Genomic DNA, 23,678 nt, shown 5'->3' on the forward strand with positions numbered 1-23,678 from the left:
GCGGCGCCTCATATGCGCATCGATGTTCGCGGCGGCGATACGGGGGCCAGGGCACAACGAAGGGCCAAACCCTGGAACTATAAGCCGGCTGCTGCCGGCACCGGTCCAGGGTTTGGCCCTGTTCGTGCGCTGGGACTGGTGAAGCAGGTGCCGTGCGCCGCCCCCAGCAGGCGGGCGCCCGGCAGTGTGTGGTGGTCCTGCCGGAGCTAGACCCGCTGGGGCGAGCCCAGTTCCACCGGATCCTCGTCCATCAGGTAGGCCAGCTCGGAGTGGGCCGCGAGGTCGATGCCGCGCAGTTCGTCCTCCGGCTTGATGCGCAGGCCGCCCATGGCCTTGTCCAGGACCTTCGCAAGGATCCAGGTGACACCGAAGGAGTAGACCAGCACCGTGACGGTGGCCAGTGCCTGGACGCCGAGCAGGTTGAAGCCGCCGCCGTAGAACAGGCCGCTGACGCCGTTCGGAGCCTTGTCCGTGGCAAAGAGGCCGATCAGAAGGGTGCCAAGGATGCCGCCGACGAGGTGGACGCCCACGACATCAAGCGAATCGTCGAAGCCCAGGCGGAACTTCCATTCGATGGCCAGGGAGCAGACGGCGCCCGCGATGGCACCGATGGCCAGTGCACCCAGGGGGCTGACCGCGCCACAGGCCGGAGTGATGGCCACCAGGGCGGCGATCAGGCCGGAGGCGGCACCCATGCTGGTTGCTGCGCCGTGGCGGAACCGTTCCACGAGGGCCCAGGCGAGCAGGCCGGCCGAGGCGGCGACGGCAGTGTTGAGGAAGACCACGGCCGCGGACTGGCCGGCGGCGAGCGCGGAGCCGGCGTTGAAGCCGAACCAGCCCACCCACAGGAGGCCTGCACCCACCAGGACCAGCGGCCGGCTGTGCGGCTTGGCATGTTCAACCTTGGGCCAGCCGGAGCTCTTGCCCAGGACCAGGGCCAGGGCCAGTGCGGCGGCGCCGGCGTTCATGTGCACCGCGGTGCCGCCGGCGAAGTCGATGGCTTTGATGCCGTTGGCGATCCAGCCGCCCACCGTGCTGCCGTCCGCAGAGTCGAACGCGAACACCCAGTGCGCGATGGGGAAGTAGACCACGGTGGCCCAGATACCTGCGAAGACCATCCAGGCGCCGAACTTCATGCGCCCGGCGGCGGCCCCGGCAACCAGTGCGGTGGTGACGCAGGCGAAGAAGAGCTGGAATGCGGCAAACAGGATGACCGGGATGGACGCCGAATCATCCTTGGCCAGCAGTTGCCCCATGCCGGGGAATTCGGTGACGTCACCGATCAGGCCAAGGCCGCCCACCGAGTTGCCGAAGGCCATGGAGTATCCGAACAGTGCCCAGAGGACGGCCACCAGGCTGGCGCCGCCGAAGCACATCATCATCATGTTGAGAATGCGGCGGGACCCCACCATGCCCCCGTAAAACAGGGCCAGGGCGGGGATCATCATGCACACCAGCGCCGAGCTGGCCAAAATCCAAGCGACATTTCCCGAATCCATGGGAAACCCCTTTCGTGATGCGAAGAGATAACGGCCGAGTGCCGTCAGAGCCGCTCTGCGGACGGACGTGGCCGGAGAAACCACGTTCAGCGGAGGGGCGGCTGTTGCCGTCTGATACCAATGTATGGCGGTGATTTTTGGGTGGGTTTCCGGTGTGTTAAATGATCGTTTCAGTCATCTGCACGCCGGTTTCAGCTGTCCCGCAGAGCGCAGGAGTTACCGGAGGAAGTTACTGGAGGAGCCAGCCGTAACGGGCGGCCTTATTTAGCGGAGATGGCCAGGAACCGGATGGGCAGGTCCAGCAGCTCCAGCGGGCCGTGTGGGCCTTCTCCGTCGAGCAACAGTGAGTCGCCCGGCTCCATGGCGTACTCGTAGGAGCCGTGGCCGTAGACCATCTTCCCGGCGAGCATGTAGATGAATTCGGTGCCGGGGTGCTGGAAGAGCGGAAACACGTCGCTGGCGTCCGTGAGGGTCACCAGCGTGGGTTCCAGCGCATCCGTGCGGCCTTTGAGCGTGCCCAGGACGCGGTATTCGTGGCCGTGCTGGGTGCCGCTGCGTACGGTGAGGCTGCCCTGCCCGCTTTTGGTGAAGGTGGCGTCCCGGTCGGTGTCCGCGCCGCGGAACAGCGCCGTGACGGGAACCTTCAGGCCGTCCGCCAGCCGCTGCAGCGTAGTCAGGGAACAGGAGGTGGTGGCGGTTTCGACGCGGGAAATCATCGCCTTGGAGATGCCGGTGCGTGCCGCGAGTTCGGCCGAGGAAAGACCCTGCGTGGTGCGGTAGTGCCGCACCTGCGCCGCGATGACCTGCTCCAGCCGGCCGGCTGGCTGGCCGGTTTCCTGGTCGCGGCTCACGTCGTCGCCGCGCTCTCCGGCCTGTTCGGTCATGTCAGCCATCTTAGGCGGGCCGCGGGAGGTGCCGTGTACGACGCCGGCGCTAGGCAATGGTCCGCGCCTCACCGAGCAACCCCGCAAGGGAGTCCGCCAGGGCGAGTGCGCCGGCTTCGGCGTCCTGGTCCTCCACCAGTTCGTCCGGCGAGTGCGAGATGCCGGTGGGGTTCCGGACGAACAGCATGGCAGTGGGCAGCTGCGCCGCCAGCACCCCGGCGTCGTGTCCTGCCCCTGTGTCGAGTACGGGGGCGGAAGGCAGCAGTTCCCGCAGCCGGTCCCGCAGTACGCCGTCGAAATGCACGGTGGGGCTGAGCGACTCCGTGCCCAGGACCGCCGTGCAGCCTTCCTCGGCAGCGAGGACCTGGGCGTCCAACCCGATGGCCTCCACGAGAGCCGCCGTCACCGAGTCTTCCGGGTGCCGGACATCGATCCACAGGTCCACCCGGGAGGCGATGACATTCGTGCCCCCGGGAACAGGCTGCACGCGGCCCACAGTGGCCCGCGCGTCCTTGTACTTTCGGGCCGTATCCCGGATGGACACCATGATGTTGGCTGCAGCGATCATGGGGTCCTTTCGGTCCTTCATGAGGGTGGTGCCAGCGTGGTTCCCCTCCCCCGCGATGCTCAGCTTCCAGCGGCCGTGGCCCAGGATGGACGAGCCGATGGCCACCGGCTGGTTGAGGTCAATCAGCCCCCTTCCCTGCTCCACGTGCAGCTCAACGAACATCCCCAGCTGCTGCAGGGCCATATAGTCGGGGCCGATGAACCGCGGGTCCTGGCCGTTCCCGGCGGCGACGTCCGCATAGGTGTTGCCGTCCGGATCCTTGAGGTTGCGGGCCTTGTTAGCGTCCAATTCCCCGGTCAGGAGCCTGGAGCCGAGGCAGGCGACACCGAACCGCGAACCCTCCTCCTCCGGGAACACAGCAAGCGCCAGCGGGCGCCGGGGCCGGAAGTTCCGGGCCTTGAGGAGGTCGACGGCGACCAGCGCCGACGCGACACCGAGCGGACCGTCGTACTCGCCGCCGCCGGGGACGGAGTCGAGGTGGCTGCCGGTGGCCACGGCGTCAGTCCGGACACCCCCTGCGGTGTCCCACCAGGCCCAGATGATCCCGTTGGCGTCCGTGTGCACGTCCAGCCCGCGCCGGCCGGCCTGTTCGATGAACCAGGCGCGAAGGTCGGTTTCGGCCGTGGAGAACACCGGGCGGGAGTAGCCGCCGCGGGTGGTGTCGCGTCCGACGCCGGAAATGTCCTTAAGGAGGCCGGCCACAGTTGGTGCGCCGGCAGTTTCGGCGGGTACCGCGGGAAGCACGGGTGCTGTCTGGGAAAGGCTCACGGGGATCCGTTCTACGAGGTCAATGCTGTGGTCGATGCGCTGCGGAACCGGGCAGGAACAGTGCCGGTACCGGTGGCCAGGTCCGCGGCCCACTGCCCGATCAGGGGCGCGAACTTGGCCCCGTGCCCGGAGCACGGCGAGACGATGGTCAGGTTGTTCGCGCGGTCGATGAGGAAGTCCTCGTTGGGGGTGTTGGTAAACAGGCACGTGGTTTCGGCGTAGGGTTCCGGGTCCAGGCCTGGCAGGTAGCGGCGGACGTAGTCCACCACGCGGGCGCGGTTGGCCGGGTCCACTTCACCCGTCTGGTCAGCTGCTGAACGGATCCGCGGTCCGCCGTTGTATTCGGCCACCTTCTGGCCGGCGAAGCCCGCGTCGCGGCCGCCGGGAAGCCCGTAGGCCTGGATATCAGCGGCTTTGTGGATGAAGGTGGGCCAGCTGGCGCCGGAAGAGCCGGAGTCCTCCCGGTAGCGGAAGTGGAAGGCCTGCTCCTGCCGGACGCTGAACTCCGGCAGGCCTCCAACGAACCCTGCCGGGAGCGGCAGGGACTCCAGCAGCCGCGGCAGCCAGCCGCCGGCGCTGACCACCAGGTTGCCGGCGTCGAGCGTTTCCCCGGTGGAGGAGTGCAGCCGGTAGCCGGCGTCCCGTGATTCCACGCTGTGCAGCTCCCAGCCCGTCAGGACCTTCGCCCCGTGCCGGACTGTGAGCGCCACCATGGCATGGACGGACGTTTCGGCGTCGATCACGCCGGCGCCGGGGTGCCAGAGGACCTCGGTGTCGAAGACGATCTGCGGCCAGCGGGACCGGGCTTCCGCGGCGGACAGCAGCTCGTGGTCCACGCCGGCGCCGGCCAACACGTCAGCGAGCTGCGCCGGGTTACGCTTGGGGCCGTAGTCCACGGCGCCGAAGGGGGTGATCAGTTCGGTGCCGGCCTCCAGGGCGAGCCCGTCCCAGAGCACCTTCGAATCCTGGACCGCCTGCGTGTAGAAGGGGTCCGGGTAGGCGTAGCGGAAGATCCGGGCGGAGCCGTGCGAGCTGCCGTCGTGCGCCGCCGGGATGTCGCGTTCCAGGAGGGTGACCTGGTGGCCGCGGGCGGCGAGCTGCCAGGCGGTGGCGGCACCGGCCAGGCCGGCGCCCACCACCACATAGTCCGAGGACTCCGCCATCAGAAGCTTCCCTGCACGCCGGGGATCCAGCTGGTCCCGGCCAGCGGCACCCGGGCCATGGCGGAGGCTTCGATGGTCAGCGCCACCAGGTCCTCCGGCTCCAGGTTGTGCAGGTGCGACTTTCCGCAGGCGCGGGCGATGGTCTGGGCTTCCATGGTGAGGACGCGGAGGTAGTTGGCCAGGCGGCGGCCGGCGGCCACCGGGTCCAGGCGGGAGGACAGCTCCGGGTCCTGGGTGGTGATGCCGGCAGGGTCGCGGCCGTCCTGGAAGTCGTCGTAGAACCCGGCGGCGGAGCCCAGGGCCGAGTATTCGGCGGCGTAGCGGGGGTCGTTGTCGCCGAGGGCGATCAGCGCAGCGGTTCCGATGGCGACGGCGTCGGCGCCCAGGGCCATGGCCTTGGCGACGTCGGCGCCGGTGCGGATGCCGCCGGAGACGATCAGCTGGACCTTGCGGTGCATTCCGAGTTCCTGCAGAGCCTGGACCGCCTGCGGGATGGCGGCGAGGGTGGGGATGCCGACGTTCTCGATGAACACCTGCTGGGTGGCCGCGGTGCCGCCCTGCATGCCGTCCAGCACCACCACGTCGGCGCCGGACTTCACGGCCAGCGCGGTGTCGTAGTACGGGCGTGAGGCACCGATCTTGACGTAGATGGGGGTCTTCCAGTCGGTGATTTCGCGCAGTTCGCCGATCTTGATCTCCAGGTCGTCCGGGCCGGTCCAGTCCGGGTGCCGGCTGGCGGAGCGCTGGTCGATGCCCACCGGCAGGGTGCGCATCCCGGCCACCCGTTCGGTGATTTTCTGGCCGAGCAGCATGCCGCCACCACCGGGCTTGGCGCCCTGGCCCAGCACGATCTCAATGGCGTCGGCCTTGCGGAGGTCGTCCGGGTTCATGCCATAGCGGGAGGGCAGATACTGGTACACCAGGTGCTTGGACTGGCCGCGCTCCTCAGGGGTCATGCCGCCGTCGCCCGTGGTGGTGGAGGTGCCCACCTCGCTGGCACCGCGGCCCAGCGCCTCCTTGGCGTTGGCGGACAGGGCGCCGAAACTCATGCCCGCGATGGTCACCGGGGTGGCCAGGTGCAGCGGCCTGCTGGCGTACCGGTCGCCGAGGACCACGTCGGTATCGCACTTTTCGCGGTAGCCCTCCAGCGGGTAGCGGGACATGGAGGCGCCGAGGAAGAGCAGGTCGTCGAAGTGCGGGACTTTGCGCTTTGCGCCCCAGCCGCGGATGTCGTAGACGCCGGTGGCCGCGGCGCGCTGGATGTCGGCGATGGTGGCGCGGTCGAACGTGGCGGACTCGCGGAGGCCCAGCTCAGCGATGTCCTGGACGGGTGCTGCGGCGGGAGTGGGGACGGAGGTAATGGTCATTGGGGGCCTCCTAGTAGGCAGTCGAGTTGTCGACGTGGAAGTGGTAGAGGTTCCGGGCGGAGCCGTAGCGCTTGAAATCGGCCGGGTTGTCGGTGCGGCCGGCGGCGGCCAGCAGGTCCTCGAGCTCTTCGAGGTGCTCGGCCCTCAGCGGCTTTTCGATGCAGTCCGCACCGAGCGAGGCCACGGTGCCCTTGACATAGATCCGGGCCTCGTAGATGGAGTCGCCCAGGGCATCCCCGGCATCGCCGCAGACCACCAGCCGCCCGGCCTGGGCCATGAACGCTGACATGTGGCCGATGTTGCCGCCCACCACGATGTCCACTCCCTTCATGGAGATCCCGCAGCGGGCGCCGGCGTTGCCGTCGATGACCACCAGGCCGCCGTGGCCGGTGGCGGCCGCGGACTGGGAGGCGTCGCCCTTGACGTGGACGGTGCCGGACATGATGTTCTCGGCGAGCCCGACGCCGGCGTTGCCGGTGATCTTCACTGTCCCCTTTTGGTGCATCCCGGCTGCGTAATAGCCGGCGTGGCCTTCGATGGTGACCGAGACGTCGGCGTTGATGCCGACGGCCAGGCTGTGCTTTCCGCCGGGGTTGGTGATGCTCCAGGACTGGCCGTCGGCGGCCTGGTGCAGGGCCTGGTTCAGGTCGCGGACCGGGGCTCCGGCGAGGTCCACGACGGTGGGGCCGTCCAGTGCGGGGGCAGTGGCTTCGGGGGCTGTCAGAGTGACCATGTGTAAACCTTTCCGGGTTCCGGTTCAAAGATGCGGGCGTTGTCGATGCCGGGCAGGGCCGCCAGGGCACGGTATTCGGAGGCCATGGCCACGTAGTCGCCGGTTTCAGCGATGATGGCGGGCTTGCAGGCGATGGGGTCGCGGACCACGGCCATGCTGTCCGCGGTGGTGACCACCAAGGTGTAGAAGCCGTCCAGGACCTTGCCCAGGTTCACCAGGGCTTCCTCGAGGGTGTCGCCCTGCTGCAGCCGGGAGGCCACATAGCGGGCGCCCACTTCGGTGTCGTTCTCGGAATCGAACACCACGCCTTCGCGCTTGAGCTCACGGCGGACGGTGGCGTGGTTTGAGAAGGAGCCGTTGTGCACCAGGCAGAGGTCGTCGGCGACGGAGAAGGGGTGCGAGCCGCCCGCGGTGACGGCGGATTCGGTGGCCATCCGGGTGTGGGAGAGGCCCTGGCTTCCGGCCATCGCTTCCAGCCCGTGCTCGGCGGCGATCTCCATCGGGTGGCCCACGCTCTTCATCACGGCCACATGCTCGCCGCGGCCGATGATGGTGGCGTCCGGCAGGGTTTCGGTCACGGCCTTCACCAGGAGGTCCGTGCCGACGGCGGCGCTTACCAGGGTGGTGTCGCCCACCACCTGCACTGAGGGTGCCGCATCGGACGGCAGGAGCGCCGCGACGCCTGCGGTGATGTCCGCCGTCGCCATGCCCTGGTTCCTGCCGAGCAGGCTCAGGGTGGACGCGCCGGGGGCGACCAGGCCGGGGGTGTTGTAGACGGCGAGGCCGGCGGAGTCCGGTCCCCGGTCCACGATCTGGCAGAGCATTGAGGACAGCAGGCTGCCCATCTGGGGGTGCAGCGAGGGATTGCGCAGCTGCAGCGCGGCGATTCCGCACATGGTGGGAGTCCTTTACTTCGTAGGGATCAGATGGAGGTCAAATACGTGCGGATTTCCCAGTCGCTGACCTGGTTGTGCCAGCTGAGGAATTCCTCTTCCTTGGCATCCGCGTAGTAGGCACCGATGTCAGGGTCGCCGCTGAGGCTGGCCAGGATCACCGGGTCGCCGCGGAGCGCCTCCACCGCATGCAGGAGGGTGGCGGGCAGCAGGTGCGCATCCGGCCTGGACTCCCCCGGCCCGGACGGCGTCCCCGGGTCAAGGGATTTCCCCACCCCATCCAGGCCGGCAGCGATGGCGGTGGCAATGGCCAGGTAGGGGTTGGCTGAGCCGTCGCCGGAGCGCAGCTCGATCCGCTTGTCGTCCGGCACCCGGATCATATGGGTGCGGTCGTTGCCGCCGAAGGATGCCTTCCGCGGCGACCAGGTGGCGCCGGAGGAGCTGGTGGTGGCGCCGGAGCGCTTGTAGGAGTTGACCGTCGGGGCGAGGAAGGCTTGGAGCGCCGGGGCGTGGTCCAGGATGCCGCCGATGAAGGAATAGGCGAGGCCGGAGAGCCCAAGGCCGCGGCCGTCGCCGTCCGTTTCCTCCCCCGCCGGGAACAGCGCTTCCGCGCCCGACCACAGCGAGAGGTGGAAGTGCAGCCCGGTGCCGGTGCGGTCCGTGAACGGCTTGGGCATGAAGGTGGCGGTCATGCCGCGCTGCTCCGCCAGGATGTTCAGGATGTAGCGGAGGGAGACAACCCGGTCCGCGGTGGTGAGCGCGTCCGCGTAGTTGAAGTTCTGCTCGAACTGGCCGGCGGCGTCCTCGTGGTCGTTGGCGTAGTTGCCCCATCCCAGCGAGTTCATCGCATCGCTGATGGAGGTGAGGTGTTCGTACATCCGGGTGACGCTCCGGGCGTCGTAGCAGGGGCGGGGCGAATCGTCGCGGGCATCGGCGGTACTCAGCGTCCCGTCGTCGTTCTTCTTCACCAGGAAGTACTCCACCTCGGCGCCCACCTTGGCCTGCATGCCCTTGTCCGCCAGGCGGGCCAGCGCGTTCTTGAGGATGACGCGCGGGGCGTAGGGCCAGGGCCTGCCGTCCACGTGCGGGTCGCAGTGGATGATGGCCAGGCCCTCCCTGATGAAGGGGACCGGGGTGAAGGAGGCGAGGTCCGGGATGGCGATGAGGTCCCCGTCCTGGGGCTTCTGGCCGATGAGGCCGGCGGCGTAGCCGGCGAAGCCCATGGCGCCTGCTTCGAGTTCGCCGGCGGCTTCGACGGGGACCAGCTTGGCGCAGGGCTTGCCGGTCATGTCCACGAAGGTGGCCAGCAGGAAGCGGACGTCGTGGGCCCGGGCGATGTCCGCCAGGGTGATGCTTTCCGCCAGCGATGACGGCGCCTGCCCGGCAAGGCCGGGGGCGGGGGTTACAGCAGGGGTTGCGACACTGGTCATCGAAACATTCCTGTCCGGGTTGGTGTTAGCTAAGAGTAAACCTTGTTGCATCAGATTAGCCAAAAGCACATTTCCGTTGTCCGGCGCCCAGGTTAATTGCATGTTTCGTGGAATGCCGGGTACGGATCCGTCACGCCAGGCATGCTTTTGACGGGGCGCCCGGGACGGAACCGCGGCTTTGCGCGGGGCGGGGTGCAGAGGCTTGGCGGAAAGAATGCTCCACGTGACAGTGACGACGGCGGCAGCGGACCAGCCGGCAAGGAAAGAGGCAGCCCTTTGACCAGCGATCAGTCCCCAAGCCAGCAGCCGCCCATGCCAGGAGAGGCCCTTACCCAGGAGTTGCGGGTGGGTGTAGTGGGCATCGGGTGGGCCGGCCAGCAGCACCTGAAGGCCTACTCCGGCCTTCCCGGCGTCCGGATTGCCTCAGTGGCAGGAATGGAGCCGGACCTCCGGGACTCCCTGCAGGCCGAGTATTCCATCCCGGACGCCTTTGCCGGCTGGCAGGAGATGCTGGACCACGGCGGCCTGGACGCAGTCAGCGTGGCGGTGCCCACCTTCCTGCACGCGCCCATCGCCATCGCCGCCCTGGAACGGGGAATCCACGTCCTCAGCGAGAAGCCCATTGCCCGCAACGCCGTGGAGGGCCGGGCCATGGTGGACGCTGCCCGCAAGGCCGGCCGCGTCCTGGACGTTGCCTTCAACCATCGCCGCCGGGGTGATATCAAGGCGCTCAAGGAAGTGATCGACGGCGGCGGGCTGGGCCGCCCCTACTATGCGAAGGCCTCGTGGCTGCGGCGTTCGGGCATTCCCACGCTGGGCAGTTGGTTCACCAACCCGGAGCTCGCGGGCGGCGGCCCGCTCGCTGACATCGGCGTCCACGTGATCGACTTTGCCCTGTACCTTCTGGGCGAGCCCAAGGTGGTGGCTGTTTCCGCGGCCACCCATTCAGAGCTGGGGCCGCGCGGGCGGGGCGGCGGAAGCCGGTTCACGGCCCAGGCGTCCAGCCACGCGTTCGAAGTGGAAGACTTTGCCTCGGCGTTCCTGCGTCTCGAGGGCGGCCGGACGCTGCTGATCGAGGCGAGCTGGGCGGCCTACCGGGAAACGGACGACCAGCTGGACTTCACGGTGTACGGGACCGATGGCGGAGCCGAACTCAGGGCGCACGGGGCACCATTCCCCCCGGTGGGTCAACTGCGGGTGTTCACCGACCGGGATGGGGCGTCCGCGGACTACCTGCCCCCTGTCCTGCCGGGCCGCGCGCATGATGAGGTGGTGGAGGACTTTGTCACCGCAGTACGCGGCGGCCCAGCGGAATGGGCCAGGCATGACGGATCCCTGGCGCTCTACCGGGCACAGATCATCGACGCGTGCTACCAGTCGGCGCTGGAGCAAAGGGAGGTTCGGCTGTGACAAACGGCAAACTCAGGATCCTGGTCTGGAATGAGGGCGTCCATGAGGCGAACAAGCAGCCGCCCCACATCGGGGACATGTACCCGGACGGCATCCATGGAGCCATCGCTGCAGGGCTTCGCTCCCACCTTCCGGACGCGGACATCACGACGGCGCTCCTCGCCACGGACGACGAGCATGGCCTGGGTGAGGAGGTGCTCGCGGAGACGGACGTCCTGCTCTGGTGGGGCCACGTGGCGCACGCCGAGGTGGGCGACGCCGTCGTCGAACGCGTTTACCGGCACGTGCTGGGCGGGATGGGGCTGATGGTGCTCCACTCGGGGCACTTTTCGAAGATCTTCACCAAGCTGCTGGGCACCAGCTGCTCGCTGGCGTGGCGGAACGACGGCCAGCGGGAGCTGGTGTGGACCGTGAAACCCTCGCACCCCATCGCAGAAGGCGTGGACAGCCCCATCGTCATCCCGGAACAGGAGATGTACGGGGAGCTCTTCGACATTCCTGACCCTGACGACCTGATCTTCATCAGCTCCTTCGCCGGCGGCGAGGTGTTCCGGTCCGGCGTCACGTTCACCCGCGGCAAGGGCCGCATCTTCTACTTCAGCCCCGGCGACCAGGAGTACCCCGTGTACCACCACCCGCAGATCCAGCGGGTCCTGGCCAACGGGGTGCGCTGGGCCGCGCAGCCCGGCCTGGACCGCTCCGCCCCAGGCGTCAGCAACCCTCCGCGGGAATGGTTCCAGGAAGAAAAGCATCATTGACATGCACTGCGGCGGGGAGCAGATTGAGATCGTCGCATGCGGGGTCCGGCAGGTTCTGTACGGGCACCACCCACCCTGCCGGCCCTATCCTCCCGGGGGTCCCCACCCCGGACGAACTCATTAATTACTCCTTTTCAGGAGCCAGCAATGCCCGCAGTAACGGTCACCAACCTCGAATCCAAATCCTTCAATGAACCCGACGAAAAACGCCGGCCACCCAGGACCCAAGTAGACGTTGTCGCCATTGGTGGCGCCACCCTGGGCCGGTTCACGTTTGAGCCCGGCTGGCGGTGGTCGGAAACCGTCAAGACGGTTGTTCATACAGACAGCTGCCAGAACAATCACCTTGGTTTTTGCACCTCCGGCACCCTGACAGTCCAGCTGGACAACGGAACCGGCATAACCATCCAGGCCGGCGACGCATACTCCATTCCGGCAGGCCACGACGCCTGGGTGGAGGGCGATGAGACGTTTGTTGGCTACGAGGTCATAAGCGCGGCAGAGTACGCCAAGCCCGCCTGACCCTTAGGTTCCACACCTATCGCCAGGAAAGGGAGGTCCGGCAGGGCCTCCCTTTCCTGCTGCCGCGGCCCTACCGTGGAGGGAACGCAACGATCGGAGAGCAATGAAAGTCACCGTCATCGGCGGCAGCGGCCACATCGGTTCGTTCCTGGTCCCCCGGCTGGTCCGCGCGGGCCACGACGTCACCAACATCAGCCGCGGCACCAGCAAGCCCTACACCGAGTCACCGGAGGAGTGGCAGCAGGTGCACCAGGTCATGGCGGACCGGCAGGCGGAAGACGGGGACGGGACGTTTGGCGACCGGGTCGCGGCGCTGAAGCCGGACGCCGTGGTGGACCTGGTCTGCTTCACCCTGGACTCGGCAATATCGCTGGTGCAGCGGCTGCGCGGCGAGGTGGGCCACCTGCTGCACTGCGGCTCCGTCTGGCGCTACGGGCAAAGCCTCAAGCTGCCCATCAGGGAAGGTTCGGACTCAGCTGCCGCGCCCTTTGGCGAGTATGGGATCCAGAAGAACAGGATCGCCCTGATGCTGAAGGAGGAAACGGCGCGGGGCGGCCTGGCCACCACCTCCCTGCACCCGGGCCATATCGTGGGCCGGGGATGGCACCCCATCGGCCCGCTGGGAAACCTCGATCCCCACGTCTGGCAGACCATTTCCGCAGGGCAGCCGCTCCGGGTCCCCGGCAGCGGCGCCGAGCTGATGCACCACGTGCATGCCGATGACGTTGCCCAGGCCTTCGAAAAGGCCATCGCCCGGCGGGACGGGGCGACTGGAGAGGACTTCAACATCGTGGCGCCCACGGCACTCACGGTCCGCGGCTACGCCGACATTGCGGCGGCATGGTTTGGGCATGCCGCCGTGCTGGAGACTGTCTCCTGGGAGCGGTTCCGCGAGGACACCTCCCGGGAGTACGCGGAATCGAGCTGGGGCCACCTTTACCGAAGCCAGTGCTTCAGCATCGACAAGGCCGCCACGGCGCTCGGCTATGCGCCGCGGTACGAGCCGGAGCAAGCCATCCTTGAATCCATCCAATGGCTTGTCGAGCACGAACAGCTGCACGTCGCCCGCGCCTTGGGAGTCCCGGCCGGGTGATCCGGCCCATCTACACAGCCAGCCGCCTGAGCCGGGCCACCAGCGTGGCGGCGAGCAGCGCGGTCGCCAGTTCCAGGCCGATCACCAGCAACAGTTGGGTGCCGCCTGAGTCAGCAGCAGCGGACGACGGCGGCGCCCCGCCATGGCCATGCCCGGCACCACCGCCGAGCAGCAGTATGGCGTGCAGCGCGGCCATGGCCACGGCGGCAGCCGTGACCTGGTGCAGGGCGCCCGGCCTGCAGTGCCGCCAGATATGGACGGTGCAGGGCACGCAGACGGCGGCGAGTGCCACCATCAGGACGCCCAGCCATACTGTGTGGTGACCGGACAGGGCCAGCCAGAGGTGCGCCCCACACGACACCGCGGTGACCAGGGCGACGAGCCGGGGATGCAGGACGGGCCCGCTGGCACGGACCCGCCCCGCCGCCGTCGTGCTCCCTGCCGTGGCTGCAGCGAGGCTAGTGGCAGCCACCGCTGTTGCCCTCGTTGTGGCAGGCGGACGCCTGCTGGTTGGGGTTGGCTGGGACGTCCAGGACGGGGCTGCGGTCGAAGAAGCCCTCGGGCCGCAGTTTGAAGCCCACGGTGTCCACGGGCATGATGGGCCAGTCCTCCACCCGGGGGAAGTGGGTCAGGCCGAAGGTGTGCCATACGACGATGTCCTGGCCGTCGATGTCCCGGTCCTGTGCCACGTAGGCGGGAAGGCCCGCGCCGCCGGCGTGCTGGTTGACGAAGTCGCCTGTGGGGTAGCGCTCATCCTCGGCGTAGCGGGTGACCCACAGGTCCTTGGTGGCAAAGGCGGCACGCCGCGCGATGGAGGAATCCGGATCCGCCAGCAGCGTGGGCTGGTTGTGGGAGTGCAGCTTGTACCCCACGGGCTCGCCCAGCCGGTTCCTGGATTCCGGGTTGGAGATGATCCAGGTCCTGCCCGCGCGGGCGTCGGCTTCACGGACGGCCTCCGATTCCCGGGCCAGCAGGGTGCGCTTGCGGGAGAAGGCGTTGCCCCGTTCGTTGCCGGGACCCATGGCCTGGCGCACCACGTCCTCCTCCTCCACGCGGTTGGTGAAGCCGTCAATGGCCATGTCCAGCCGGGCGCTGAAGAGGTGCTGGTGGAAGGGCGCGCCCAGTCCCGGGGCGAGCTGGGAGATGTTGTCCGATCCGCCCGCGGGGAACGCCGAGGTGAAGACAATGCCGGTGGCCTTGGCTTCGAATTCGATGGTGCCGTCCAGGTAGAGGTACCAGTAGAAGCCGTAGTCGTAATTGCCGATGGTGGTGAAGAAGGAGATCACCAGGCGGCGGTTGCGGCGGGTGTACGTGACTCCGCTCCACAGGTCGGAATGCTTGGAGAGGATGCTCCAGTCCTCCTCGTGCATGCAGATACCGTTGCGGATCTCCCGCGGGTTGCCGAACGCGTCGGAGATGACCGGGCTGAGGTAGGTGATCTCACCCAGGCAATCGCACCCGAGCTCCAGCGAGTTGGCGTACTGGCCCACCAGGTATTCGCCGGTGTCGAAATAGTTCTGCCAGGACCGGACGGGCGACGGGTCGCCGTAGGGAACCACCATTTCCGCGATGGACGCGCGGTTGATGATGGGCCGCTTCCGGCCGCCGTCCTGGAAGGCCAGGTTGTGCAGGACCACCCCTTCGCGGACGTCGAAGCCCACGTCGACGCTCCACTTTTCCCACTCCACATGGTTGCCGCCGGTGACGGTGAAGCTGGGCCCCTCCGGCTGGGTGATGCTGATGGGTTTCTGGGTTTCGCGGATGGGGCCGGTCAGTTCCGGGTCCGTGTAGTTGCCGTGCTCGGCCGGAATGGGCACGGCGCCGAGGTCGATCACCTGGGTGACTTCCTTGCTGACCACATCCACATAGGCCACCAGGCCGTCCACCGGATGCGCCCACGCACTGTCCTCCGGAAAGTCCTGGACGAAGGCCAGGCCACGCAGGATGCGGCGGCCCTTCTCCTCCGTGTACTCGAAGACGCCTGCCGAGAGCGGGGCCACCCGGACCTTTTCGACTTGGAGGCCCCGGGCAGCCAGCGCCGCGAGCCAGCGTTCATCCGTGGCGAGGAGCGACTCCACCACCTCGAACTCCTCCTCCAGCACCGGGAGTTCACCGGTCACGGCGGTGTCGAGTTCGGCGGCGGAGAGCACCTTCTGCTGCGTGGTGGAGACCACCACGTCCCGCGGCGCAGCCCCGGAGACATCGTGGATGAAGGCCCGGAACCGGCGGTCCGCTGGCTTCGGGTCCGTTTCCCGCGCCGGGTCCAGCAGGCCGAGATAGGCGATCCGGTGCCCGGAGTCCAGGTGGCCTGCCGACTCCAGGATGGAGCGGACGTCCAGGATTTCCTCCGCTGAGGCCAGACGGAAGGCTGAGGCGGTTTCGGTGGGTGCAAGAGTCATGGGAGAACCTTTGTCCGGGCCGTGTCCGGCCACTGGTTTATTTTCTATAGTTGTAGAGAATAAGCTTTAAGTAAGATGGCCCACAAGGGTTTGAGCAAATATTTCCGGGGAGTGGCCGCGGTGCCGAAGATTGTTGACCATGACGAGCGCCGCATGGAACTCGTGGACGCGACGTGGCGGATCATCGCCCGGCACGGCATGGAAGGTGCCACCATGCGGGAGATTGCCACGGAGGCCGGCTTTGCCAACGGCGCCCTCAAACCCTACTTCCCCACCAAGGACACCCTGCTGGAATTCGCCTTTGGCCACGTGTTCAACCGGACCAACCAGCGGATTGCGCAGGTTACCGAGGGCAAGTCCGGGCTCGACGCCCTGCGGGCCTTCTGCCTGGAGGTCCTTCCCCTGGACGAGGAACGCATCAACGAGGCGCGGATCGTCATCCCCTTCTGGCAGAAGGCAGTTAACGATCCGCAGAAGGCCGCCATCCACCGGCAGTCCATGGATGAGTGGCTGGCGGCCATCCGCCGCTTCCTCGCAGAGGCGAGGGACAGCGGCGACATCCATGCCGCCGTCGACGATTCAACCCTCGCCGGCCAGCTGCTGAACATGATGCTCGGAGCCCAGATTGAGGCAGCCCTTGCGGCGGAGGGCCACACGGATTTTGGCCACGCGGAACAACTGGAGGGCTACTTGGCCCTGCTGGGCAAAAATACGACGGCGGATGGGCGCCGAACTGGAAAGCATGCTTAGTATGGAGGGGTCAGGCTCTGGCTTTGGCCAGGGAGAGCACCAACTGTAAGGAGCAGCTCCATGGGTTTGGACGACAAGATCGGCAATGCAGCAGAGAAGCTGGGCGGCAAGGGCAAGGAAGCTGCGGGCAGCGCTACCGGCGATGAGAGCCTGAAGGCCGAGGGCCAGGCCGACCAGGCCAAATCGGACCTGAAGCAGGCGGGCGAAAACGTCAAGGACGCCTTCAAGAAGGATTAATCGACGCCCCAAGAATGGGTGCGACTCCGCAAGGAGTTGCACCCATTGGCGTTTCCTAGGACTTATCCCTCATGTCCCGCAGTTCCTGCAGCAGCTTCAGCTGCTCGGCGTTCATGTTCATCAGCATTTCGACCTGCGCCGCGGCCCGGACATCCGTTTCGTAGTCGTGCTGGGCCATTGCCGAGGCAATGGCGTCCTGGCGCTTGGCTGCGATCAGCAGGATGGCACCCTGCAGGCCGGCCAGCATGGACAGGAACAGATTCAGCAGGATATAGGGGTAGGGGTCCCAGGCGTTGTTCGCCAGGAGGAAGGAATTCACCGCGGCCCACAGTGCCATGAACCCGATGAAGAAGCCCACGAACGGCCAGCTGCCCATGCCGTTGCGCAGGGTGTCCGCGGCCCTGTCGCCCGCGGTCAGGCCCTCTTTGTGCCGCCGGTGCCAATTAACTCTCAACTCAACCATGCGCCCAGAATAGGCTTCCGGCAGACCGCACGTGCACCGGCCCCGCCGGCGGAACGGCACGCCTAGTGGATGAGCCCGGACACCAGGTTGATGGTGGTGGCCAGGACGATGGCGCCCAGGAGGTAGGAGAGGAGTGCCTGCCGCAGCACCGTGGACCGGATGGCGTTGGTCTTGAGGTTGGTATCCGAGACCTGGAAAGTCATGCCGACGGTGAAGGCCAGGTAGGCGAAGTCCGAGTACCGGGGCTGGCCCTCCTCATTGAAGTCGACGCCGGTTCCGTCGCGGTAGTAAATGGCGGCGTACCGGAGGGTGAACAGGGTATGCACCAGGAACCAGGAGAGGGCGATGCTGCCCAGGGCCATGGCCACAGTGGCGTCCTTGGCACCGCCCTGCTCGCTGGAGGCGTCAAGCAGGATAAGGGCTACGCCCGCGAAACTGGCCATCGTGGCGGTGAGGACCAGGGCGTCCGAGAACACCCGGCCGGGGTCTTCCCTTCTGGCGTGGGCAGCCGTTGCTGCAGGGCCCAGGCGGCCGATGACGCTCCACACCCAGATGAGGTACGTGGCCGAGGCGGCGGCCCAGCCGAGGGCCGGGGCGTAGGTCCAGTTTCCCAGCGAGCCGGTGGCCAGGGCGGCGAGGAGGCCGACCGCAAGCATCACGATCATCCGTAGCCGCGAGTGGTGCGCGCGGGAGTTGAAGTTCCGATGGTGGTCCACGGCGGCCGGCATGGAGTTCATTGGCAGATCTTGCCACGGCAGACTTGGACTTCGCTGAATGGAAAAGGAATTTTTATTTTCGCCAACCGTTGAAAAAAGATTACGCGAGCGTTAACCTGAATGCATGTGTCGCAGGGCACAGACCCGGGGGAAAGTCGTCGAGTGGCCATCCGTCGCGAGGAACACCATGCCATCAGCTACAACCGCCCACGCCCAGCGCCAGGACGTCACCTCCAGCGTTGCCACGTCGTTTGAGCATTGGAAGCACCTGGTGGCGGAATCATTTGTACCCCTCACCGCCCGGACGGCAGATGTCGACGGCTTCCAGGGCCGGATTCGCTCCCGCGTCCTGGACCGGATGTCCATCGCGGAAGTGACCGCGAGCTCGCACGAGGTCCACCGCACCCCCGCCCTGATCGTCCAGGCCCACGAGCGCTACTTCAAATTGAACCTGCAGCTGGAGGGCACCGGCCTGCTGATCCAGGACAACCGCGAAGTGGTCCTGCAGCCCGGTGACCTGGCCATCTACGACACCAACCGGCCCTACACCCTCGCCTTTGAAGAGAACACCAGGATCATGGTCCTGATGTTCCCCTGCGACACCCTGTCCCTGCCGCCGGATTTCGTGGGACAGCTCGCAGCGGTACGCATGGGAAGCGGAGGCCTCAGCGGGATTGTAGGGCAGTTCATCCGGCAGCTCTCGTCAAACCTGGAAGTCCTGAACGGACCCAGCGGCGCCAGGCTTGCCACCAATGCCCTGGACCTGGTGTCCACCATGCTGCACGCGGAAATGGACATCGCCCCGGACCGGATGAAGCCGCAGGCGCTGCTGGCAGTCTCGATCCGCGAGTACATTGAGGCAAACCTCGCCGATCCGCTGCTGTCCCCCGCCACCATCGCCGCCGCCCACTTCATCTCCACCCGGCACCTGCACAATGTCTTCCACGAGTCGGGCAGCACCGTGGCCAGCTGGATCCGGACCCAGCGGCTCGAGGGTGCCCGCCGCGACCTTCGTGACCCGCTGCACGCCGGGCAGTCCGTCGGTACGGTGGCTGCCCGCTGGGGATTCCTGGATGCGGCGCATTTCAGCCGGACCTTCCGGGACGCTTTCGGCATCTCACCCACCGAGTGGCGCAAGGGGCAGCTAGCGCAGAACCTCGCACAACCTGTCGGATTGCGACTGAGGGGCAGTAGGCGCCGGGGGCACTCCCGGCTAACATCCGTATTGTGATAGCGATATTCCACCAATCGATAACCCCGGTGGTTCTTTTCAGTAGCCGGCGGGCGTCCTGATGCCCTACGTCTGCCTGCTCCTCTCGGGCGCCGCACTGCTGGTCAACGGCCTGGCCGGCCTGGGGCATCTCCCCCGCCGTGACGCTGCCGCCTTCAGCCTGGTGCTGGGCGGCACCCAGCTGGTGCTCGGCGTCGTGCATCTCTACGCAGCCGGGAATGGTGCGGAAGCGCTGATGACCGCCGCGGGCATGTTCCTGTTCGGGCTGACATACGTGTATGGCGGAATGGACGTCCTGCTGGGGCTGGGCTCCAGGGGGCTCGGGTGGTTCTGCGGCATGGTGGCGTTCGTTGGCCTTCTGCTGGCCGCGGCGTGGCTCGCCGTCGACCCGCTGCTCGCCGTCCTTTGGGTCTGCTGGGCGGTCCTGTGGGGGCTTTTGTTTGCGTCCAACGTTATGGGTGCCGCGCGGCTGGAACCGTTCACGGGTTGGGCCCTTGTCCTTGCCAGCCAGGTGACCGCCACGGTCCCGGCCTTCCTGGGCCTGGCCGGCCTGTGGCCCCGCAACTCCTGGGCAGCGCTGGTGGCGGCTGCGCTCCTGGCAGGACTCTTCGTGGCAGCACGCGCGCTGGCCCGGCGCGGACATGATGGTCCGCGCCGGGCCGGTATAAGCGGTGAGGGGCAGGAAGTAGGGCCGGAGCGCCTTACGGCTGGCTGAGCACAGGACTGCCGGCGGCGACGTGGTGCCGGCGCTCGATCCCCGACTCCACCAGCAGCCCGGCCAGGAAGACCACCGGAACGGCCGCCAGGAGTGCGATGGCTGTCTCGGCACTGCCTCCGATCAGGGCCGTGAAGTTGCTGAGCACCAGGGACAGGACCCAGGCGAGCAGCACTGTGGCAAGGACAGGTGCAATGCGCGTCTGCCACAGCTTGGCCCCTTCCCGTTCGCGGCGGAAGAAGCTGACCACGGCCACCGAGCACAGCATGTACAGCACCAGCAGGGCGGCCACGGCCAGGCCGCTGAACCAGGAGAAAAGGGTCAGGACCGGGTCCATGGCAAGGATGGCGAACGGAAGCACCAGGACGACGGCGGTTGCGGACTGGACCCAGGCGGCAAGGGCAGGTGCGCGGTGCCGGTTGGTCCGGGCCAGGACTGCGGGCATGGAACCCCGCAGGGCCAGGGAGTGCAGGTAGCGGTTAATGCCGTTGTGGAACGCGATGATCCCGGCCAGCAGTGACGTGACCAGCAGGATGCCCGCCACGATGCCCGCCCAGGGGCCGAAGAGTTCAACCAGGGGTCCCAGGACGAAGGATGTGGCGTCCCCTGACTGGAGGGCAGCGCCGGCGGCATCCATCACCCGGGACGGGCCGTAGTAGCTGACCAGCATCCAGGAGATGAAGGAGAAGAAAATGGAGATGACGCCGACGGACAGGTAGGTGGCCCGGGCAACGGTGCGGTGCGCGTCCTTGGCCTCCGCCGAGTAGATGGCGGTGGATTCAAAGCCGAACATGGAGGCCACGGCGAACATGATGGCCACGCCGGGCGCCCCGGCGCCAATGGCCTCGGGTGAGAAGGACGCGGCCACGCTGATGCCCTCGGGACCCCCGCCATTGAACAGGACCGTGAAGCCGAACAGCAGGAGGATGGCCACCTCGAGCCCTACCAGCAGGGCCAGGACCCGGGCGCCGAGTTCGATGTTCAGCGAGCCGAGCACCTGGACGCCGGCCATGGTGGCCAGCGCCAGCAGCCACCACGGGACTTCAAGCCCGATCGAGGCCAGCAGCCCGGAGAACGCCGCACCGTACAGGCCGTACATCGCGGCCTGGACAGTGTTGTACGCAAGCAGGGCCAGCCACGCAGCCCCGGCGCCGGTCTTCCTGCCAAAGGCCGCGGTGACGTAGGCGTAAAACGCCCCGTTGGCCTGGATCCTGCGGCTCATGGCCACGAAGCCCACGGCGAAGATCACGATGACGATGCCCACGATGAGGTAGGCGCCCGGCGCGCCGGCGCCGTTGCCCAGCCCTGCTGCCAGCGGCGAGGCGCCCACGATCCCCGTGAGGGGCGCCTGTGCCGACAGGACGAAGAAGAGGATGCCCAGGACGCCGATGCTGCCGGCGCGCAGTGCCGTTGAATGCTCCTTGGCCGGAGCGTCAGTGGTCCGGGGCTCGGAATTCGAAATACTCATTTGATCCTTCTTAACGGTCATGAGTTCGGGAAAATTGCTGTGGAATCCAGCTTGGCACCGGGGCACCAAAGGGCTTTGTCCGCCAGCGCCCAGTTGTTGTTTGTCAGCGCAGTGCGGATTACTGGCGTGCGGGTTCCTGGACGGCGGGGCGGCCGGCGAGAAGTGATGCGGCGGCCAGGGCCGCTTCCATGCCGCTTTCAATGGCGCCGTCGATGAAGCCGCCCCAGCCGTTGGCAATGTCCGACCCGGCAAAAAGTACGTGGCCGTGCCCGGATTGCATGGCGGCCAGATGGTTCCCGAGGAAGCCTGTCCGGTGCATCGGCCAGGTCTCCCCCGCCAGCGGATCAGACACCCAATCATGGGTGGCGGTGGACAGCACGTCGACGCCGGGCACCAGCCGGGCGAGTTCGGCCTGGACCGCCGCGGGGTCTGCAGCGTCGATCTTCGAGCCGTCCGGGCCAAAGCCGACGACGATCGTGTCGCCGTCGAGCGTGTACTCCGCCTGGAAGAAGTTCAAGGGCCAGTCCGCCTCTCCCAGCGCCACGAAGGGAGCATGCTCACCCCGCAGCCGGATCCACACCTTGACACTCTTGGACACCTGTCCCAGCCGTGCCCCTTCTTCCTTGGCCGGCGGCAGCGGCGGCTGGAAGTCGATGGTCCCCAGGACAGGAAGCGGAACGGTGACGACGGCGGCCTTCGCGCTGAAGCTCCGCCCGCCGCTGCCGCGGACGGTGACGGAGCCGCCGTCGTCCGTGATGCCTTCCACGGTGAAACCGAAGGTGACGGCGGCGCCGGAGTCCTTGACGATGGCCTCGGCGAGCGCGGCGGTTCCACCCTGGATCTTGTACGTGGCGCAGGCTTCGAAGTTGACGGCCCAGTCACCGTTGGTGAGGGCCACCCAGCGCATGGCCTGCGTCAGCGCGGCATCCTGGAGGGGGCCGTTGAAGTTCAGGGCCCAGAAGGATTCGAGGATGCCCCGGGCCGCTCCCGGCGGGAACTGCTCACGGATCCGGTCCTGGACCGAGACGTGGTCAATCTCCTTGTAGGCATCTGAGGCCAGCGGACTGAAGGGCTCGGGGAAGTAGGTTCGGGACTCCTTGATGAATTGGCCGTTGTGCCGGCCGATCAGGTCAAGCAAGGTTCCGGGGTCACCTTCCCGGCGGCCGCCGTCGGCCCACCAGAATGCTCGCTGCGGTTCCGGGCTGGCGACAGTGCCGATGCCGTACCGCTTCAACTCCGCCCAGACGTACGGCTGGGTCCAGTGGACCCACGTGCCGCCGATCTCCAGGTCGCGGCCCAGCCGGTGCTCCAGCCAGGTCCTGCCGCCGATGCGGTCCCGGGCCTCGACAATGCGGACTCTAAGGCCCTGTCGGGTGAGCTCACGGGCGGCGGTGAGGCCGGCGAACCCGGCACCCACGACGATGACATCCAGATCCTGCGGGTCCGCGCTGTTGTCCTGTTTCATGGCGCAGCGTCCTACGAGTAGACGAAGAACTCGACGGTGGGAGCCAATACGGCCCACTTGGTCTGCGCTCCCTTGTTGAAGGACGCCGCGCAGCCGGCGGTGAGGTCGTACGTATCGCCGCCCTCCACCTCGATCCGAAGGTGGCCGTCGATGATGTGGATGGTCTCGTCGGCTTCGATGAGGAGATCGAAGGGCTCGGGGGCCTCTGCGGGGTTGACGTGCCAGTAACCGCAGGCGAGGGCGTCCCGGCCGCCCTCGCCAAACCGGCGGACCCACTGGACCTGCCCCAGTTCGAAGGGTTCGTTCTTGGCGGGGTCAAGGGAAGAGGACGTGGTGAAGGCAGGGGTTGTTGTCATGGTTACTCCAAGGGCTGGGCGGCTCGTCGCAAAGGCGTTGCCGTGGTGGTGATGGGACGGCCGCTCCTGCGATGAGCGTCACCGCGTGAAAGCAATCTAAGCAATTGCTTAGTTTTAAGTCAATCGGCGGGCCCTGCGGGAACCGGCGCTCGCTAGAATCGACGCTATGACCGCTTCCGCAGCCCGCTCCGCCACGCCCGCATACGGCAAAGGCAGGGAGGCATTGCTCCGGGCTGCCGTCAATGTGGTTGCGGCAAAAGGTCTGCGCGGGCTCACCTACCGTGCCGTTGCTGAAGCAGCGGGCGTCAACAACAGCCTGGTGGCCCATCATTTCGGGACGCGGGACTCCCTGATCGCCGCAGCACTGGAGTGGTCCTCCGAGCAGTCCATTGCCGCCTCCCGGCTCCGGGAAGCGGCGGAAACCGAGGCCTCGTTCACGGAGGCGCTGCTGGACCTGCTGCTGGAAGACCCGGGCCTGCAGGTCTTCCAGTACGAGATGATCCTTGAGGCCCGGCGCCGCCCGGAACTGGCAGGACCGGTGGCCAAGCTGTATGAGAGTTACGTGGACGCCTTGTCCGAGGGCTTGCAGGCGTTCGGTATCCAGGGTGACGTCCGCGTGGTTGCCCGTTCCCTGTTCGCTGCACTGGACGGACTGGTCCTGCAGTACATCGCCGGCGTAGGGCGGGACGAGATCGCCGCCGCCCTGGAGGAAGTGCACCATGCGGTTCTCCTGCGGCGGGACGGGTCCTGAGCGGCAAAGACATCCGGGCGCAGAAAAGCGGGGGGGGGG

The 23,678-nt window shown here is 67.3% G+C and carries 23 protein-coding genes and 1 pseudogene; 9 read left to right on the plus strand and 15 right to left on the minus strand.

Annotation, left to right across the window (positions count from 1 at the left end; genetic code table 11):
- Positions 1-206: 206 nt before the first annotated feature.
- From VXJ37_RS10455 to glnT, 8 genes are all read right to left on the minus strand, one after another.
- Entirely contained in the window at positions 207-1,499 is a 1,293-nt protein-coding gene (locus VXJ37_RS10455) for an ammonium transporter (protein ID WP_331322970.1), read from the minus strand.
- 260 nt (positions 1,500-1,759) lie between these two features.
- On the minus strand, positions 1,760-2,383 hold the full coding sequence (locus tag VXJ37_RS10460) for a helix-turn-helix domain-containing protein (RefSeq protein WP_331322971.1): 624 nt from the start codon (positions 2,381-2,383) through the stop codon (positions 1,760-1,762).
- 49 nt (positions 2,384-2,432) lie between these two features.
- Positions 2,433-3,719 (minus strand): allantoate amidohydrolase, encoded by a 1,287-nt coding sequence (locus tag VXJ37_RS10465; RefSeq protein ID WP_331322972.1) that lies wholly within the window; start codon positions 3,717-3,719, stop codon positions 2,433-2,435.
- A gap of 11 nt (positions 3,720-3,730) precedes the next feature.
- A complete protein-coding gene (locus VXJ37_RS10470) occupies positions 3,731-4,882 on the minus strand; it encodes an FAD-dependent oxidoreductase (protein ID WP_331322973.1) in 1,152 nt (383 codons plus the stop codon).
- Positions 4,882-6,249, minus strand: a complete 1,368-nt coding sequence (locus VXJ37_RS10475; protein ID WP_331322974.1) for an FMN-binding glutamate synthase family protein — start codon at positions 6,247-6,249, stop codon at positions 4,882-4,884. Before VXJ37_RS10475 ends, VXJ37_RS10470 begins: the two co-directional genes overlap by 1 nt.
- Positions 6,250-6,259: 10 nt before the next feature.
- Positions 6,260-6,982, minus strand: coding sequence for a protein glxC (locus VXJ37_RS10480; RefSeq protein ID WP_331322975.1), 723 nt, complete (start codon positions 6,980-6,982; stop codon positions 6,260-6,262).
- Positions 6,970-7,878: a glutamine amidotransferase gene (locus VXJ37_RS10485; protein ID WP_331322976.1), complete on the minus strand. Its 909-nt coding sequence runs from the start codon at positions 7,876-7,878 to the stop codon at positions 6,970-6,972. Before VXJ37_RS10485 ends, VXJ37_RS10480 begins: the two co-directional genes overlap by 13 nt.
- Before the next feature lie 26 nt (positions 7,879-7,904).
- Positions 7,905-9,305, minus strand: a complete 1,401-nt coding sequence (gene glnT / locus VXJ37_RS10490) for a type III glutamate--ammonia ligase (RefSeq protein WP_331322977.1) — start codon at positions 9,303-9,305, stop codon at positions 7,905-7,907.
- Between the two features lie 312 nt (positions 9,306-9,617).
- On the opposite strand from glnT, the gene VXJ37_RS10495 reads away from it, so the two are divergent.
- The 4 genes from VXJ37_RS10495 (at position 9,618) to VXJ37_RS10510 (ending at position 13,088) form a co-directional block, all read left to right on the plus strand.
- The gene (locus tag VXJ37_RS10495; protein ID WP_331323018.1) at positions 9,618-10,715 is read left to right on the plus strand and encodes a Gfo/Idh/MocA family protein; all 1,098 of its coding nucleotides are present in this window, start codon (positions 9,618-9,620) and stop codon (positions 10,713-10,715) included.
- The gene (locus VXJ37_RS10500; RefSeq protein WP_331322978.1) at positions 10,712-11,473 is read left to right on the plus strand and encodes a ThuA domain-containing protein; all 762 of its coding nucleotides are present in this window, start codon (positions 10,712-10,714) and stop codon (positions 11,471-11,473) included. Before VXJ37_RS10495 ends, VXJ37_RS10500 begins: the two co-directional genes overlap by 4 nt.
- Before the next feature lie 147 nt (positions 11,474-11,620).
- Complete coding sequence (locus VXJ37_RS10505; RefSeq protein ID WP_331322979.1) at positions 11,621-11,995, plus strand: cupin domain-containing protein; 375 nt, start codon at positions 11,621-11,623, stop codon at positions 11,993-11,995.
- Positions 11,996-12,098: 103 nt separating this feature from the next.
- Positions 12,099-13,088, plus strand: a complete 990-nt coding sequence (locus tag VXJ37_RS10510; RefSeq protein ID WP_331322980.1) for an NAD-dependent epimerase/dehydratase family protein — start codon at positions 12,099-12,101, stop codon at positions 13,086-13,088.
- 10 nt (positions 13,089-13,098) lie between these two features.
- Here VXJ37_RS10510 and VXJ37_RS10515 read toward each other — a convergent pair whose 3' ends face one another.
- Both VXJ37_RS10515 and VXJ37_RS10520 read right to left on the minus strand, forming a co-directional pair.
- Positions 13,099-13,560, minus strand: a complete 462-nt coding sequence (locus tag VXJ37_RS10515) for a hypothetical protein (RefSeq protein ID WP_331322982.1) — start codon at positions 13,558-13,560, stop codon at positions 13,099-13,101.
- Complete coding sequence (locus VXJ37_RS10520) at positions 13,547-15,487, minus strand: primary-amine oxidase (RefSeq protein ID WP_331322983.1); 1,941 nt, start codon at positions 15,485-15,487, stop codon at positions 13,547-13,549. The genes VXJ37_RS10515 and VXJ37_RS10520 overlap by 14 nt, the downstream gene beginning before the upstream one ends.
- Positions 15,488-15,607: 120 nt before the next feature.
- On the opposite strand from VXJ37_RS10520, the gene VXJ37_RS10525 reads away from it, so the two are divergent.
- Entirely contained in the window at positions 15,608-16,237 is a 630-nt protein-coding gene (locus VXJ37_RS10525; RefSeq protein WP_331322984.1) for a TetR/AcrR family transcriptional regulator, read from the plus strand.
- 60 nt (positions 16,238-16,297) lie between these two features.
- Positions 16,298-16,474 (plus strand): CsbD family protein, encoded by a 177-nt coding sequence (locus VXJ37_RS10530; RefSeq protein ID WP_141945450.1) that lies wholly within the window; start codon positions 16,298-16,300, stop codon positions 16,472-16,474.
- A gap of 55 nt (positions 16,475-16,529) precedes the next feature.
- Here VXJ37_RS10530 and VXJ37_RS10535 read toward each other — a convergent pair whose 3' ends face one another.
- Both VXJ37_RS10535 and VXJ37_RS10540 read right to left on the minus strand, forming a co-directional pair.
- A complete protein-coding gene (locus VXJ37_RS10535; protein WP_331322985.1) occupies positions 16,530-16,937 on the minus strand; it encodes a DUF1003 domain-containing protein in 408 nt (135 codons plus the stop codon).
- Positions 16,938-16,999: 62 nt separating this feature from the next.
- Positions 17,000-17,674 (minus strand): DUF1345 domain-containing protein, encoded by a 675-nt coding sequence (locus tag VXJ37_RS10540; protein WP_331322986.1) that lies wholly within the window; start codon positions 17,672-17,674, stop codon positions 17,000-17,002.
- Positions 17,675-17,840: 166 nt separating this feature from the next.
- On the opposite strand from VXJ37_RS10540, the pseudogene VXJ37_RS10545 reads away from it, so the two are divergent.
- Positions 17,841-18,794, plus strand: a pseudogene (locus VXJ37_RS10545) (helix-turn-helix domain-containing protein); the annotation flags it as partial.
- Between the two features lie 151 nt (positions 18,795-18,945).
- Positions 18,946-19,599: an AmiS/UreI family transporter gene (locus VXJ37_RS10550; protein WP_331322989.1), complete on the plus strand. Its 654-nt coding sequence runs from the start codon at positions 18,946-18,948 to the stop codon at positions 19,597-19,599.
- Here VXJ37_RS10550 and VXJ37_RS10555 read toward each other — a convergent pair.
- From VXJ37_RS10555 to VXJ37_RS10565, 3 genes are all read right to left on the minus strand, one after another.
- The gene (locus VXJ37_RS10555) at positions 19,586-21,067 is read right to left on the minus strand and encodes an APC family permease (protein ID WP_331322990.1); all 1,482 of its coding nucleotides are present in this window, start codon (positions 21,065-21,067) and stop codon (positions 19,586-19,588) included. The two genes, VXJ37_RS10550 and VXJ37_RS10555, sit on opposite strands and share 14 nt — an antisense overlap.
- Before the next feature lie 118 nt (positions 21,068-21,185).
- Positions 21,186-22,532 (minus strand): flavin monoamine oxidase family protein, encoded by a 1,347-nt coding sequence (locus tag VXJ37_RS10560; RefSeq protein ID WP_331322991.1) that lies wholly within the window; start codon positions 22,530-22,532, stop codon positions 21,186-21,188.
- 11 nt (positions 22,533-22,543) lie between these two features.
- A complete protein-coding gene (locus VXJ37_RS10565; RefSeq protein WP_331322993.1) occupies positions 22,544-22,888 on the minus strand; it encodes a cupin domain-containing protein in 345 nt (114 codons plus the stop codon).
- 166 nt (positions 22,889-23,054) lie between these two features.
- On the opposite strand from VXJ37_RS10565, the gene VXJ37_RS10570 reads away from it, so the two are divergent.
- Positions 23,055-23,639, plus strand: a complete 585-nt coding sequence (locus VXJ37_RS10570; protein WP_331322994.1) for a TetR/AcrR family transcriptional regulator — start codon at positions 23,055-23,057, stop codon at positions 23,637-23,639.
- Positions 23,640-23,678: the final 39 nt, after the last annotated feature.

The organism is Pseudarthrobacter phenanthrenivorans (assembly GCF_036455295.1).
GTDB classification, from domain to species: domain Bacteria; phylum Actinomycetota; class Actinomycetes; order Actinomycetales; family Micrococcaceae; genus Arthrobacter; species Arthrobacter phenanthrenivorans_C.